Raw genomic sequence first — 14,682 nt, 5'->3', positions numbered from 1 at the left:
GGCCGGGGCTGCGGTGTCCGTGGGTTTGGTGGCGTGGCTGAGGTCGGGTCGGGGGTGTGGCGGGGCCGCGGTGTCCGTGAGTCGGGTGGTGATGCGTGTGGGTTCGGTGGCGTGGGCCAGGTCGGGTCAGAGTTGTGGCGGGGCGTCGCTGTCCGTGAGTCGGGTGGCGACGCGTGTGGCTTTGGTGGCGTGGCTGAGGTCGGGTCAGGGTCGTGGCGGGGCGCCGCTGTCCGTGAGTCGGGTGGTGACCCGTGCGGCCTCGGTGGCGTAGCCCAGGTCCCGCAGATCGGTTTCGGCCCGCTGCCAGTGGAGTCGCGCCTGCTCCTCGCGGTCCATGGCGGACAGGACGTCACCCAGCGCGCAGCGGGCGAGGCCCGCGAGTTGCCCGTGGCGGACCTGGAGGCTGAGGGCGAGGCCCCGCTCGGCGTGGTCGAGGGCGCGTTCGGTCTCGCCGAGGTGCAGATAGGTCTCGGACAGACGGATATGGGCGCCCGCCCGGACGAAGTCCTGCTCGCCGTCGTCCAGCAGCGCCAGCGTGCGCAGATGCGCGTCGATCGCCTCGTACGGTCTGTCCTGGGCCAGCAGGACCTGGCCATGGCGGTACAGGCCGTACGCCTCGCCGTAGCGGTCGCCGTTCGCGTGATGCAGCTCCAGCTGCCGCCGGGACGCGGTGACCGTCTGTGCGTCGACGACCCCCATGCGGAGTCTCGTCTGGACGAGATTGCTCAGGGCGAGGGCCTCCAGCGAGGAGTTGCCGCGCCGGTGCGCCAGATCGGCGGCCCGGCGCAGATGGCCGACCGCGGCGGCGGGATCCGACCAGCCGGCGATCACCCCGAGGACGTTGAGCGCCAGGGCGTGGACATCGTCGTCGCCCACCCGCTCGGCCAGTTCCAGGGCCCGTTCGATGTGCTCGCCCGCCTCGTCCGGGCGGCCGACCTGGGTGAGCGCCCCGGCGAGCATGTAGCGGGCCCTGGCCTCGGCCCCCGCATGGCCCGTGGCCGCGGCGGCCTCGGTGACCGCCGTGGCCACGGGCACCACTTCGTGCCAGCGGTGCGCGTTCATCAGAACGGCGTCGAGCATGAGCAGCAGGGTGGCCGCCCGGTCGGTGTGCGTCCGCGCGGTCTGGGTCACCAGCCGCAGGATGTCGCCCAGCGTCGAGGACGCCCAGGCCAGTACGGCACTCTCGTCCGTACGGCGAGAACCGGCCCGGGGCACGGGCGGCGCCACCGTCGCGGGCAGGGTGTGCCCGGGGCGCAGGACACGGTAGGCATCGGCGGCGGTGCGCAGATGCAGTTCCAGCAGCCGGCCCAGAACGGCATGCCGGTCCGCCGGTGCGTCGGTGTCGGCGGCCAGCCGCTGCGCGAACAGCAGCACCAGATCGTGGTAGCGGTAGCGGTCCCAGGCCGGGGACTCCAGCAGACCCGCGTTCACCAGCCGTTCCAGCGTGCCGCGCACCTCCTCCTCCGGCGCGTCCAGCGCGGACGCCGCCATGGCGGTGGCGAAACCGCTCTGCGCGGGCACGGCGAGCAACCGGAACGCGCGACGCCCCAACGCGTCGAGCTGGGTGTAGCCCAGGGCGAAACTCGACTCCACCGCGACGGCGTCCACACTCAGTTCGGACAGCCGGTGCTGTGCGTCGGAGAGCCGCTCGGCGAGCTGCGCCAGGCTCCAGTCGGGACGCGCCGCCAGCCGGGAGCCGATGATGCGCACGGCCAGGGGCAACCCCCCGCAGGCGGCCAGGATCCGCCGGGCGACACCGGCTTCGGCGGCGAGCCGCCCGCCGCCCACCAGCCTGGTGAAGAGCCGCAGCGCCTCCTCCGAGGACAGCGCGCCCAGGCTCAGCCGCAGACTGACCGGCAGCGGCGCCAGACCGTCGCGGCTGGTGATGACGACCCCGCACGACGGCGAGCCCGGCAGCAGCGGCAGCACCTGGCCCATGTCGGCGGCGTTGTCCAGAACGACCAGCGTGCGCCGCTGGGCCAGCAGACTGCGCAGCAGGGCCGCGCGCTCGCCGAGATCCTGTGGGAGGAACGCGTCGGCCTCGCCGAGGGCCCGCAGGAACGAGGCGAGCACGGCGCCGGGCTCGGCCGGGCTGCCGTCGGCGCCGCGCAGATCCGCGTACAACTGGCCGTCCGGGTAGGCGGACAGCACCGGCTGCACGCTGTGCATGACCAGGGACGTCTTGCCGATGCCGCCCATGCCGGTGATGAGGACGACCGGCATGGCCTCCCTGGCCTCCGACGGGCGCCCCGGCAGCGCGTCCCGGATGCGCCGGACCTCGTGGTCGCGGCCGGTGAAGTCGGCGATGGCGTGCGGGATCTGACGCGGCACCGGCGTCCTGCGATGCGGGCCACCGACCTCGTTCGACGCCGGCCGGCCGGCTCGGAGGATCTCCGCGTGCAGGGACTGGAGCCCGGGACCGGGGACGACACCCAGCTCCGTGTCCAGCAGGCGGTGCGCGTCGCGGTAGACGGCCAGCGCCTCCGCCTGCCGCCCGGCCCCGTACAGGGCCCGCATCAGCAGCTGACGCAGTCCCTCACGCAGCGGGTGCCGCTCCACCAGGGTGGTGGCGTCGGCGGCTGCCTCGGCGAAGTGCCCTTCGGCGACCAGGAGTTCCAGGCGCGCTTCGAGGGCGTCGAGGTGCCGGCTCCGCATGACGGGGCGTTCCCTGTCCGCCAGAGGGCCGGGCACGCCGTCCAGCGGCTCGTCCCGCCACAGGGCGAGGCAGGCGTCGTACAGCCGCCGTGCCGCCACCGGATCGCCACCGGTGTGCGCGGCGCGGGCCCGACCGAGCCGGTGCCGGAAGACCCGCCAGTCCACGCTGTCGTCGTCGAGGTGCAGCTGATAGCCGCCGCCCGCGACCGAGCGCAGCACCTGCCACGGCCGGGACCGGGGGTGCTCGGGCTCCAGCGCGCGGCGCAGCCGCCAGACGTAGGTGCGGATCACCGAGGCCGGTGCGTTCGGGGGGCGTTCCCAGACCGCGTCGACGAGGTCGCTCATGCTCAGCGACCGGCCGTCGGCGAGCAGCAGGGACGCCGCCACGGATTGCTGTTGCGGGGCCCCGAGTTCGATCTCCTCGGCTCCCCGGTGCGCTCGGAGCCGCCCGAGCAGCGAGAACCGGATACCCGGGGCTCCCGCTTCGTCCGCTTCCCTCGGTTCCCCCGCGTCCACCATGTTGAGCCTCGCCGCGCTCGCCGACCCTTGAATGTTGTCACGTCAACGATAAGGGGTGGGGATGGTAGGGGAGTTGGGGGTGGGGAGGAGAGGGGAGGGGGATCGGCGAGCGCGGTGGAGGCGCTCCTGCGGCCAGTCGGGCCTGCCGGGCCAGTCGGGTCGGCCGGGTCGGGACAGCCGGGTCGGCCGGGGTCGGGCCAGCCGGCCGCAGGAGCGTGCTGTTATCCGGCGGAGGCTGTCACGTGCCGAGGCCCTGGCCGAACCCCCCGTCCACGGGCAGTTCCAGTCCGGTGGTGAACGTGGCCTCGGTGGCCAGGTACAGCGCGGCGGCGGCGACCTCTTCCACGGTGCCTCCCCGGCCCATCGGAGTGGAGGCGTTGCCCTGTTCGATGAACTCGGCCCGCTGCTCGGCGGTCAGTTCGGCGACGCCCATGGTGGGGGTGAGGATGAAGCCCGGGGCGACCGCGTTCACACGGATCCCACGGGGGAGCAGTTCGGCGGCGAGCACCTTCGCGAAGGCGGCCACGGCCTCCTTCGCCCCCGAGTAGGCGCTGAGGCCGGGGAAGATCTGGTCGTTGGAGACGGTGGTGAACACGATGGAACCGCCCTCGGACAGCAGCGGCGCCAGTCGCTGGACCGTGAAGAAGGCGCCCTTGGCGTTGACGTCGAAGATGCGGTCCCACGACTCCTCGGTGACCTCTTCGAGCGTCTGGAACTCGGCGATGCCCTGGTTGATGAACAGATGGTCGATGCCGCCGAGGCGGTCGGCGACTTGATCGTGCAGGGCCGCGAGAGCGCGCGCGTCGGTGACGTCCGAGCGCACCGGATGGGCCAACGGGGTGTCGAGTGCCGCCTGGGCCTCGGCGAGTCGCTGGTCGCTGCGCCCGGTGTACATCACTTCGGCGCCGCGGTCGGTGAGGGCCTGGACGATGGCCCGGCCGATGCCGACGGTGCCGCCGGAGACGACGGCCTTCCTGCCTGCCAGGGTCTTCGGGTCAATGGTCGAACGTTGCTGGGTGCTGTGACTCGTTGCCATGGCGGTTAAGCTAAACCTTGACGTGGATGTCAGAGTCAACACCTGTGTGCTGGGGGCCATATGTTTATCGGCGAGCTGTCGAGGCGCACCGGTGTCAGCGCCAGAAGCCTGCGGTACTACGAGCAGCAAGGGCTGCTGCGGCCGGAGCGGCGGGCCAGCGGCTACCGCGAGTTCGACGAGTCCGATGTGGCCGCCGTGCGCCGGGTCCGCATCCTGCTCGCGGCCGGGCTGAACACCGACCTGATCCGGGAGGTGCTGCCCTGTATGGCGGAAGAGGGAGCCATTCTGGCGCCCACCTGCGAGGAGATGGCCCAGGACCTCAGGCAGGAGGCCGAGCGCCTGAGCCGCTCCATCGCACAGCTCCAGGGCGCTCACACCATGCTCAGCTCGATCATCCGCGCGGGCGAGGCGATCACGGCCGGGTCGGGCCGGTAAGGGCGCCCTTCCAGCGGCAGACGACGCCGCCCCCTCCAGTGGCTGCAGACAGAGCCGCCCCCTCCAGCGGTAGACGAAGCCGCCCCCTCCAGTGGCAGCAGACAGAGCCGCCCCTTCCACCGGCAGACGAAGCCGCCGTGCGACACCCGGCGCACACGCAGCATCGCCGATGTGGCCCGCTCCACTCGCCGGACCGAGTCACTCAGTCGCACTGTCCCCACCCACCGGCCCCGGACCGATCGCGCAGCTCGCGCCGGGAGGAGATGCCCAGCTTGAGGAAGACGCCGCGCAGATGCGCGTCCACCGTCCGCGGGGACAGGAGCAGCGCCGCGGCGACCTCCTTGGACGTCTCGCCCCGCGCGACCCGGTCCGCGACGCGCTGCTCCTGAGCGGTGAGGGCCGTCGGCGCACCACGGGTGCCGCGAGCGGGCCGGGCTCCGGCGGCGGCCAGCTCCCCGGCACATCGCGCGGCGAACGAACGGGCACCGGCCCGCCCGAAGATCTCGTACGCGGCCTGCAACGGCACGCGCGCCCGTCCCGGCCGACCGGTCCGCCGCAGCCACTCGCCCCACAGGAGATGGGTTCGCCCCGCCTCAAGCACCGCTCCCGCCGCCGTCAGCTGCCGCGCGGACCCCCGGTAGAACTCATCAGCCTCGGAACCCTCCGCCAGCAGGGCCCGAGCCCGCAGATGCAGGCCCACCGCCCAGCCCGTCCCCGTCAGCCGCGCGCACTCCTCCAACCGCGCGGCGGCCGTGGCCGCCTCCTCCGGGCGCCCACCGCGCACCCCGGCCTCCAGTAACTCCGGCAGCAGCCAGGCGCGGAGCGCCGGTTCATCGCGCGCGGTCGCGTCGGCGCAGGCGTCCAGGGCAGCGGCGTAGCGACCCACGGAGTTGAGGTGCACCGCCCGCGCCCACTCGGCGGTGCTCAGCAGCCGCCCCTCGGCCCGTCTGCCCGCGTCCCCGCTGACGTCGGCCACCAGCGCCCGCAACCGCGCCTCGTCGCCGCTCCAGGCCGCCACCGCCAGGGCGGCATGACGGATCGGCGTCGCACCGATGGCTCCGCTGATCCCGTCGGCCTCGGCGACCAGCGCCGCGGCCTCCGTCAGCCGCCCCTGATGAACGCGCACCAGCGCCTGCTGCGCCAGCCCCGGCGGGAGCGCGGGCAGGACATGATCCTCCCGGGCCGCTCCCGTCCGCCGGTCGGCGAGCCGCTGCCATGCCTCGCCGTCCCATAGATCGACGGCGGCCAGGCAGACCAGCCAGCTTCCGTGGGCGTCGAGGTCGGTCGCCGCGGGGGCCGTCAGATAGGCGTCGACGGCGTGCCGCATGGGCGTCACCGCCGCGGGATATCCCTTCAGCGTCCGGACGGCCATGGCTTCCAGCAGCAGTTCGTGGGGGCGGCTTGTGGATCCTGGCTGTTCGTGGGGATGGTTCGCGGACCTGGGCTGGTCGTGAGGACTCTTTACGGACCTGGGCTGCTCGGCGGGACAGCTCGCAGACCCCGGCCGGTCCCAGGGGCGGTTCACGGATCCGGGTCGGTCGTGCGGGCGGTTCACGGATCCGGGTCGGTCGTGCGGGCGGCTCACGGACCCCGGCCGGTCATGGGCCGCACGTGCCGCCACGGCGAGGTCCTCCGTCGGGCAGAAGCGACCGGCGTCGATCGCCGCGGCCAGTACCTCCAGCAGCGGTCCGCGTGCCACCTCGGGCCCGAGCGAGCGTGCCCGGAGCGCGACCTCGTGCAGCGCCTGCGCCGCGTCGGCATCGCGGTGGAGGCTGTACCGGGTCTGCGCCCGCAGCGCCTCCGCCTCGGTACGCTCCTCGTCCGGCAGGGCGGAGGTGTGCACTCGGTCCAGTAGCTCCAGCGTCTGCTCCAGCCCTCCCGTCCGGTGCCGGGCCCGCGCACCGGCGAGGAGCCGCGCGGCCCGCTGCCCGCGGTCGCCGGTCAGCCCGGCCGACAGCTCCCACAGCGCGGCGGCCGTCACCGGGTCCCGCTCGACGGCGACCAACTCCGCCGCCGCCTCGATCCGGGTCGCCACCGCGTCGTCCAAGGACGAAGCCGCCTGCCCGCAGTGCCAGGCACGCTGTTCGACGCGGAGCGGGTCGCACGCCTGCGCCAACGCGCGGTGGGCCGCCCGCCGCTCCTCGATCCCGGCCGCCGCATAGGCGGACGTACGGACCAGGGGATGCGCGAACCGTACGCGGGTTCCGAACTCCACCAGCCCGCACGACTGCACCTCGGCCACGGCACGCTGTCCGACCCCCAGATACCGCACCGCCTTCAGGACCGTCACCACATCGCCCAACGGCTCCGCCGCGGCCACCAGCAGCGTCAGTCGCGCCGACGCGGTCAGCTCGCTCAGCTGCCGGACGCGCTCCGGCGGCACCGGCACCGGCACAGACGCGACGGACGCTCGCGGCCGGACGCACACCATCTCCGTAGGGGACAGCGCGGCCCCTACCGCCAGCAGCGCCCGCGGGTTGCCCCGCGCATCGGCCACGAGACGCTCACGGATCCGCGCGTCGAGCGGGATGCGCAGCCGGTCCGCGAGCAGCGCGTGCGCGGCCTGCTCCGGCAGCCCGCCGATGGACAACGGGTCGAACGAGGCCAGTTCGTCGCGGCGTTCCGCCGTGGGCAGCGCGAACACGACCGCCACCCGCTCCTGCGTACAGCGGCGAACGGCGACGGCCACACTCACCCGCGACGCCTCGTCCAGCTGATGCGCGTCGTCGAAGAGACCCACCAACGCCTGCCGCCGCGCCGCCGCGGACAGCAGGCCGTGCAGGGCGAGGCCGACCTTCATGGAGGAGGGCGCGGGGGAGGAGTGCAGACCCGCCACGCGCTCCAGAAGGTGACGCTGCGGTGCGGCCAGCGCCGGGAGATCCGCGCGAAGCGAGGCACACAGCCGCTGTACGGCGGCGAAGGGCAGCGTCCGCTCGCATGCCACTCCGTCCACTCGTACCACCCGGACGCCCGGTGACGCCGTCTGTAACCGGTCGAGCAGCGCGCTCTTGCCGATGCCCGCTTCGCCGTGCAGCACCAGCGTCCGGGACCGGCCGGTCCGTGCGTCCTGGACGAGGTGCTCCAGGGCGGCGATCTCCCGGCCCCGGCCGTGCAGGTGGCCGGGTAACCGGCCGTGCGATCCGTCGGCGGCGCCGGCACCGGCACCTTCCCGTGGCCGTGCGTCCGGACCGGCGATGCGCATATGTCCCTCCAGGTGGTGCGCGACGTTGGGGTGGGTGTCGTACGGGGCATCGGCGCCCAGGGCCGTCGCCCGGCCCGTGAGCGATCATGGCGCGCGTGCGCCTACGGCTGGTCGACTCGGCGTCCACGGGCCGTCGATGCACACCCATGGCCTGCCTCTGGCCTGCGTCGATGCCGTCACCGGGCGGGATGTGCGGCGCGGCGGAGGTGTTGTCGGACGGGGCTGCGCCGAGGTCTTCCACGGGAGTGATCAATGCGAGTGGAAATCGCGGGTGACCTGGGCGATCCTTGCCGGGCAGGCGACAACCGGGTGCCGTGCCGCCGAAACGGTGGAGGGGCCCGCCAGGAACGGAGAACTGACTGATGGTGCAGGAGAAGTCCGAGATCACCGTGCGCGAGGTCAAGGACCAGCAGCGCCTTGAGGCGTATGTGGACGGGCGGCGCGCGGGATTCATCGAGTACCTGCCCGCCAAGCGGCTGATCGCCTTCGTCCACACCGAGGTCGACCCCGAGTTCGAAGGCCGCGGCGTCGGGTCGGCGCTCGCCCGTGCCGGGCTGGAGATGGTCAAGGAGGCGGACGCGAGGTTCCTCGCGGTATGCCCCTTCGTCACAGCGTGGAGCAGTCGACACCCGGAGTACGAGCCCTGGCGCTACCGGGCGACCAGCAGCGTCACCGACTGACCGGGCTGCCCGATCTGGCCGATCTGGCCGCACTGGACGATCTGGCTGAACTGGACGATCCGACGGATCTGGCCGGACGGCTGTACAGCGGCACGGCCAGTGTGATGCGTCAACGAGGTGTGGGTTGGGTTCGGCACGGCACCGGCATCCCGCCCGGCTCGCCGAACCCACCCGCCCCACAACAACGAGCCGTACGACCAGCCCTACAGCCAGCCGTACGACCAGTCCTACAACTCGCCCGGAACCGCGTAGCGGTAGAAGAAGGGGCCGATCTGTCCGGCCAGCGCGCGGGTGAGGCCGGAGCTGTCCTCCAGCAGCCGGGCGCCGGGGTCGAGATCGCCGACGTACACCGGGTCGAAGCCGGCGTCGCGGATGAGCCGTTCGGTGGCGTCCTTCGCCGTCGGCTCCGCGGCGTAGAAATTGCTCGGTGTCACGCGCTGGGCGGGGATCTGCTCGTAGGCGGAGGCGAAGACCGTGGAGAAGGACTTCGCGGTGGGGCCGCCGATGATGGACTTCACCTGGTGGGCGAGGGAGGGGAAGCTCTCGTCGCGTGCGGTGTAGAGGTTGGTGGCGTCGATGGTCACCTGTCCGCTGAGCCCGGTGACCTTGCGCAACGCGTCGGCGATCGCGTTCCCGGGGACGGCCACCACGATGACCTCGGCGTCGGAGGCGTCACCGCCGTCGCGGCCCAGGCGGCTGACGTGGTGACCGGCCGCCTCCCACAGCTGTGCCAGCCCTCCGCCGACCCGTCCGCGTCCGATCACCGTGATGTTCAAGAGGATCTCCTCGATGCCTGCCCGCGCCGCCGCGGGGCCGGAGAGGCGGAACCACAACCCACCACCCCTCCGTGATTGTTGATGTGTCATCAAAATGTAGGGGCTTGATGTTGTCGTGTCAACGATCGGGCGCGGTGCGGCGCTCGCCGCGGCCCGCCTCGCGCGACGGATACGGACGAGGAGCGGCCCGCGCGGCCTGACCGGCGGTTCGCGCCGGTCTGCGCGCGGGCCGTGCGGCGGGTAAGCCGGGTCGTTCCTCGCTCTGCTCGGTCGTTCCCTGCTCTGCTCGGTCAGTCCTTGCTCTGCTCGGTCAGTCCTTGCTCTGACCGGTCAGTCCTTGCTCTGCCCCAGCAGCTGGAACTCCCAGGCGAGGCTGGTGCCGAAGCTGCCGCCGTGCTCGAGGAAGATCTCCGTCACGCCGGGCACGGTCTCCTCGCGGGCCCAGTCCCGCTGCCACTCGCCGACGACCGTGCCGGAGCAGGTCGGTATGACACCGGCCTGGATCATGCGCTCGATGCCGCGTTCATGGGCCTCGTTGGAGGTGGCGCCCGAGGCGTCGGTCACGGCGAAGACGCGATAGCCGTCGGCGATGGCGTGGATGGCGGGCCAGGCCACACAGATGTCCGTCCACAATCCGGCGACGATGAGGTCCTTGCGGCCGGTGGCGGCGACCGCGTCCACCACACGCTGGTCCTCCCAGCTGTTGATCGCCGTGCGGTCGATCGGCGTCTGCTCGGGGAAGACGTCCTGGAGCTGGCGGATGATGTGGCCGCCTCGGTCCTCCACCACCGTGGTCAGGATGGTCGGTACGCCGAACAGCTTGGCGCCCTTGGCCAGGGCCGTCACATTGTTGACCACCAGGTTGGCGTCCATGCTGCGCATCCCGGCGAACTGGGCACCCTGATGGTCGATCAGGAGCAGCACCGACTTCTCGGGGGTCAGAAGTGCGTCGAGGCCGGTGTAGGTGATGCCCTTGGCTGCCATGTCGTCGTCTCCATGGTCGTCGTGGTTCGGCGGGCTGGACTGCAACCGCCGGCTCGACGGTGTCAGGAGCCGTGGCGGCGCGCATCGGCGACAGTTACGTAGGGAGGGGAAGGGCAGGGAGTGGATTGGTTCGGTCGGTTGGTGACGTGTCAACCATCCGGTAGGCTGAGGGTATGCCTGAACCGCGATGGCTCACGCCCGATGAGGCCGAAGTCTGGGCGAGATACCGCGAGGTGCTCCGCGAGCTCCAGCGGGCTCAGGACCAGCAACTCCAGCAGGACTCGGGCATCTCCGCCGCCGATTACGCACTGCTCGCCCCGCTCTCCGAATCGGAGAACGGAGCACTGCGGGCCCGGGACCTCGGTGCCGAGGTCGGATGGGAGCGCAGTCGGCTCTCTCATCAGATCAGCCGTATGGAGAAGCGCGGCCTGGTGACCCGCGAGCCATGTGCGGACGACGCCCGCGGCATGATGGTGTGCCTGACCGTCCACGGCCGATCGGTCATCGAAGCGGCGGCGCCGGGGCACGCCGACACGGTGAGGCGGCTGTTCTTCGATCCGTTCACGCCCGCCGAGACGCATGACTTGGGCGTGATGCTCGCAAAGATCCTGAAGGCTGTCGCGGCTGACCAGGAGTCGTCGGGGCAACTCCGCGAGTAGCCGCCGGTGTTGAGGCTTGGCGGCGAGGTCGCAGACGGTCCGGACGGCGGTGGCGTGGGCGACGGTCTGTCGCTGCTCGCAGCGGCCGGGCCGGTGGGTCGGCCGTTCTCGCAGGCGTGGGTCGGGACGGCGTCCGGGATATCGGCCTGCGGCAGGCTGCTCCGACGAATCCCAAGAATCCGACGAATCCGACGAGTCTGGTGAGGGTCGCGGCGACCGCGGCGACCGCGGCGTCCGTGGGCGCCAACTGATCGGCGGCGACGGGCCGGAACCCGTCCGGGAAGAAGTCCAGGCCGACAAAGTCCAGGCTCTGCCGGAAAGTCGCGTCGGCCAGGGCGCCCCCCCCGTCCGGACCGCCTCGCGTACGAACTCCGGCCAGCCGTCCAACGCGCCGGACGGCTCGCGGAACCGCAGGAGGCACGGCTCCGGCTCCCGCGCCAGGAGTACGCGAAATCCGGCCCGCCCTCGCCCCACCGGGCAATCGGCAGGGCGATTAGTGCAGAGGTTCGGTGCTCACCCTGGGACAACCTGTGCTTGCACTGTGTACTGACCCCCCCGGACCGGCCCCCCCACCGGGAGCACCCCCCAGCCCGAACCAGCTCCCACCCCCACCCTCACCCCCACCCTCACCGCCACCCCAACCGGTCCCGCCCCCCAATCAGCACAGACAAGCCGCCTGGAGACCCCCATGGCCACGATCAACCGCATCGCCATCGACCCCTTCGGCGCCGATATCCAGGCCGAGGCGGCCCGGTTACGTGCCCTGGGCCCCGTCGTCCCCGTGGAACTGCCCGGCGGCGTCCCCGCCTGGGCGCCCACCGGCTACGACACCCTGAAAGGGCTCATCCTCGATCCCAACATCAGCCGGGACGCCCGCCAGCACTGGAACCTGTGGCCGCAGTTCGCCGAACACCCCGCCTGGGGCTGGATACGGTCCTGGTCCGCCGTCGACACCATGCTCGCCACCTACGGCGACTACCGCGCCCGGCTGCGTGCCCTGGTCGCCCCCAGCTTCACCAAGCGCCGCACCGAGACGCTGCGCCCCCGCGTCGAGGCGATCTCCACCGAACTCCTGGCCGGTCTGGAGTCCCGCGACGACGAGGTCGCCGACCTCATTGAGGGCCTCGCCTACCCGCTGCCGATGCGGGTCATCTTCGAACTCTTCGGCGTCCCCGACCACTTGCTGGACCCGATACGCAAGCTCATGAGCGCCATCATCCGCGCCTCCGACCCGGCGTTCATCCAGGAACAGCGGGTCTTCGTGTCGAACGCCCTGGTCGCCTACCGGACCGAGAACCCCGGCGACGACATGACCACCGAGCTGATCAGGGCCCGGGACTCCGAGGGCGCGCCGCTCACCAACGAGGAACTGATGAACACGCTGACGCTGGTCATCGGCGCGGGATTCGAGACGACGGTGAATCTCATCGGCAACGCGACCGTGGCGCTGCTGCGTGACCCGGCCCAGCTCGCGTTGGTCCGGGAGGGCAAGGTCGAGTGGGACGCGGTGATCGAGGAGACCCTGCGCGCGCATCCGCCCCTGGCGGCGCTGCCCCTGCGGTTCGCGGTGGAGGACGTGACCGTGGCGGACGTGACGATCCCGGCCGGGGACGCCATCATCACGACGTTCGGCGCGGCCGGTTGGGACCCGGACAAGTACGGTCCCGACGCGGAGGTGTTCGACGCCACGCGCGGCGTGGACGACCACTTGGCGTTCGGCGTCGGCGTCCACCGCTGCATCGGCGCTCCGCTGGCCCGGATGGAGGCCCGCACGGTCCTGCCCGCCCTCTTCGACCGCTTCCCGGACATGACCCTGGCCGTCGAACCGGAGGAGTTGCGCCAGATAGCGTCCTTCATAGCGGTCGGCTGGCAGGAGATACCGGTGCGCCTGCGGGGCTGACGACTCCGTCACCGCGCACGGCAAACACGCCCCCCGCCTGCGACGCTGCTGCTTGCCCCCGGCTGACCACCCGGCTGCGCTCAGTCAATGACGGACACGGTCTCGCTGGCGGCCTCCGCCAGTCTCCGATCACCCTCGACACGAGCCCGTACCACCACCGCGTCGGCCGGTGCGATCCGGCGTGCACGGAGCCGCCACGCAGATTCCGTGCGCCGCCACGCCGATGCCGTGTCGCGCTGGTCGCGCGCGGTGGGGCCGTCCGGCACTCGGTTCGGCCAGGGTCGACTGCCCGGCGGCGGTAGCGGTCCGTCCACCTGGACCGCCTCCGCCTCCGCCTCCGCCACCGCCCCCGATGGCGGTGGCGGTCCAGGTGCCACCGACCGAGCCGTCGACACCGACCCTGGAGCTGCGTGCCGTCGGGCGCGGTCGTGCGTCTGCCCCGGCAGGACCTGTCCGGGGCGGGAGGCGTTCGCGCGGCTCATACCCACTCCCGTACTGCGTTTCGTCGCCCACGAGTTGCGGATCACGGCGAGCCTGCTCCGCTGGGCCGCCCGCCGCAGCCATGGCGTCCATGGCGCCGACACGGTCTTCCCCCACACCCGCGACCAGTCGACCAATCGACCAGTCAGCCATCGTCTACGGTCTGGCGTTCGCGCGCATCATCGAGACCGTGGCCTTGCTTCGACCTACCTCGCCCCCCCAGCGTGACCAGGCCGCATGCGGACGACCCCAAGCGCTCCCCTACGCCGTCACCCACGCAGGAGCCGCACTCACGGACACAGCCGCACCGGCTCAACTCATCCTCCGGCCAGCGCAGACGCCTCTCCTTGAGGCCGCCGCATATGTTCCCGAGCCCATTCCTCGAAGCCGGTGACCGGAATGCCGAGGTCCCTCGCATAGCGGGGACGGCCGGGCTGTTCCGCCACGTTCAGGAACTCATGGCTCGCCCCCATCACCGGCATCCCGGCAGCGAGCGCCTCCTGCTCGGTCATGTCCGGCGCCGACAACCGCCTGCCCAGAACGCGGGAGAGGACCGCGGCGATCTCCATCATCGACAGATGGGCTCCGGCCAGCTCCAGTTCGACCCGGTGGAACCGCTCCGGTGCGCCGACGGCCGCGGCGACCGCCGTCCCGATGTCGGCGACCGCGATCAGGGACAGCCGCGTGCCTGGCTTGAGGACGCTCACCAGGCCGCCGTCGAGACCGCGCGGGAACAGGAACGCCGAGGACGGGAGGAAGTTCTCCATGAAGAAGCCCGGCTTCAGCAGGGTCCAGTGGGGGAACCCGGCCGCGCGCACCCGGTCCTGGATCGCGCTCTTGGCGCCCATCACCGGTTCCATGACCGCCCAGCGCCCCTCGGCCCAGCCGGGAGCCTCGGTGTGCTGACCGGCACCGGTGACGGAGGTGTGCACGAACTGCGGCACGCCCACCGCCCGCGCGGCGTCGATCAGATGGGTCGCCTGGCGTATCTCACCCTCGAAGTCGAAGCCGTCGGGCGTGGGCGCGGGCATCTGCACGGAGAAGACAGCACGCGCTCCCTCGGCGGCCCCGAGCAGGGAGTCCCGGTCATCGAGGTCTCCGGCGAACAGCTCGGCACCGAGTGCCTCGACCGCTCTGGCCCGGTCGGCGCCCGTATCGCGCACCAGGGCGCGGACAGGCAGCCCGGCCGCGAGCAGAGCGCGGGCGGCAGCACCGCCCTGTCTGCCGGTGGCGCCCGTGACGAGGACAGGGGCGGGATGTGCGGACATGACACTCCTCAAGCACGAGGTATGAAACGGCGGGGTCCGCCGTTTAGCTTCGGCTACGATATGGCGGGCCCCGCCGTTTAGTAAACCC

11 protein-coding genes are annotated in these 14,682 nt (G+C 72.1%); 4 read left to right on the top strand and 7 right to left on the bottom strand.

Features of this window, described 5'->3' with window-relative positions:
* Nucleotides 1–204 precede the first annotated feature (204 nt).
* Complete coding sequence (locus ABZX40_RS21305) at nucleotides 205–3,174, bottom strand: BTAD domain-containing putative transcriptional regulator (RefSeq protein ID WP_355740203.1); 2,970 nt, start codon at nucleotides 3,172–3,174, stop codon at nucleotides 205–207.
* A 238-nt stretch (nucleotides 3,175–3,412) separates the two neighbouring features.
* Nucleotides 3,413–4,210 carry an SDR family oxidoreductase gene (locus ABZX40_RS21300; RefSeq protein ID WP_355740205.1) on the bottom strand — a complete coding sequence of 266 codons (798 nt, stop codon included), beginning with the start codon at nucleotides 4,208–4,210 and terminating at the stop codon, nucleotides 3,413–3,415.
* 60 nt (nucleotides 4,211–4,270) lie between these two features.
* Here ABZX40_RS21300 and ABZX40_RS21295 point away from each other — a divergent pair, with 60 nt between their 5' ends.
* Nucleotides 4,271–4,645 (top strand): MerR family transcriptional regulator, encoded by a 375-nt coding sequence (locus ABZX40_RS21295; RefSeq protein WP_355740207.1) that lies wholly within the window; start codon nucleotides 4,271–4,273, stop codon nucleotides 4,643–4,645.
* Nucleotides 4,646–4,847: 202 nt separating this feature from the next.
* Here the strand turns inward: ABZX40_RS21295 and ABZX40_RS21290 are convergent, their stop codons facing one another.
* A complete protein-coding gene (locus ABZX40_RS21290; protein ID WP_355740209.1) occupies nucleotides 4,848–7,847 on the bottom strand; it encodes an AAA family ATPase in 3,000 nt (999 codons plus the stop codon).
* A gap of 362 nt (nucleotides 7,848–8,209) precedes the next feature.
* On the opposite strand from ABZX40_RS21290, the gene ABZX40_RS21285 reads away from it, so the two are divergent.
* Nucleotides 8,210–8,527 carry a GNAT family N-acetyltransferase gene (locus ABZX40_RS21285; RefSeq protein ID WP_355740211.1) on the top strand — a complete coding sequence of 106 codons (318 nt, stop codon included), beginning with the start codon at nucleotides 8,210–8,212 and terminating at the stop codon, nucleotides 8,525–8,527.
* Here the strand turns inward: ABZX40_RS21285 and ABZX40_RS21280 are convergent.
* The 3 genes from ABZX40_RS21280 to ABZX40_RS21270 form a co-directional block, all read right to left on the bottom strand.
* Nucleotides 8,497–8,640 carry a hypothetical protein gene (locus ABZX40_RS21280; protein WP_355740213.1) on the bottom strand — a complete coding sequence of 48 codons (144 nt, stop codon included), beginning with the start codon at nucleotides 8,638–8,640 and terminating at the stop codon, nucleotides 8,497–8,499. The genes ABZX40_RS21285 and ABZX40_RS21280 overlap by 31 nt on opposite strands.
* Before the next feature lie 114 nt (nucleotides 8,641–8,754).
* Nucleotides 8,755–9,303: a dinucleotide-binding protein gene (locus ABZX40_RS21275; protein ID WP_355740215.1), complete on the bottom strand. Its 549-nt coding sequence runs from the start codon at nucleotides 9,301–9,303 to the stop codon at nucleotides 8,755–8,757.
* Between the two features lie 330 nt (nucleotides 9,304–9,633).
* Nucleotides 9,634–10,287, bottom strand: a complete 654-nt coding sequence (locus ABZX40_RS21270; protein WP_355740217.1) for a hydrolase — start codon at nucleotides 10,285–10,287, stop codon at nucleotides 9,634–9,636.
* A 173-nt stretch (nucleotides 10,288–10,460) separates the two neighbouring features.
* On the opposite strand from ABZX40_RS21270, the gene ABZX40_RS21265 reads away from it, so the two are divergent.
* A complete protein-coding gene (locus tag ABZX40_RS21265) occupies nucleotides 10,461–10,946 on the top strand; it encodes a MarR family transcriptional regulator (RefSeq protein ID WP_355740219.1) in 486 nt (161 codons plus the stop codon).
* 688 nt (nucleotides 10,947–11,634) lie between these two features.
* Entirely contained in the window at nucleotides 11,635–12,846 is a 1,212-nt protein-coding gene (locus ABZX40_RS21260) for a cytochrome P450 (RefSeq protein WP_355740221.1), read from the top strand.
* Between the two features lie 797 nt (nucleotides 12,847–13,643).
* Here ABZX40_RS21260 and ABZX40_RS21255 read toward each other — a convergent pair.
* Nucleotides 13,644–14,594 (bottom strand): NmrA family NAD(P)-binding protein, encoded by a 951-nt coding sequence (locus ABZX40_RS21255; protein WP_355740223.1) that lies wholly within the window; start codon nucleotides 14,592–14,594, stop codon nucleotides 13,644–13,646.
* Nucleotides 14,595–14,682 lie beyond the last annotated feature (88 nt).

The sequence above is a fragment of the Streptomyces sp. NPDC004610 genome (assembly GCF_040609715.1).
GTDB lineage: Bacteria > Actinomycetota > Actinomycetes > Streptomycetales > Streptomycetaceae > Streptomyces.
Note: the sequence above shows the minus strand (reverse complement) of the source record. Positions and strands in the feature narration are given on the sequence as shown.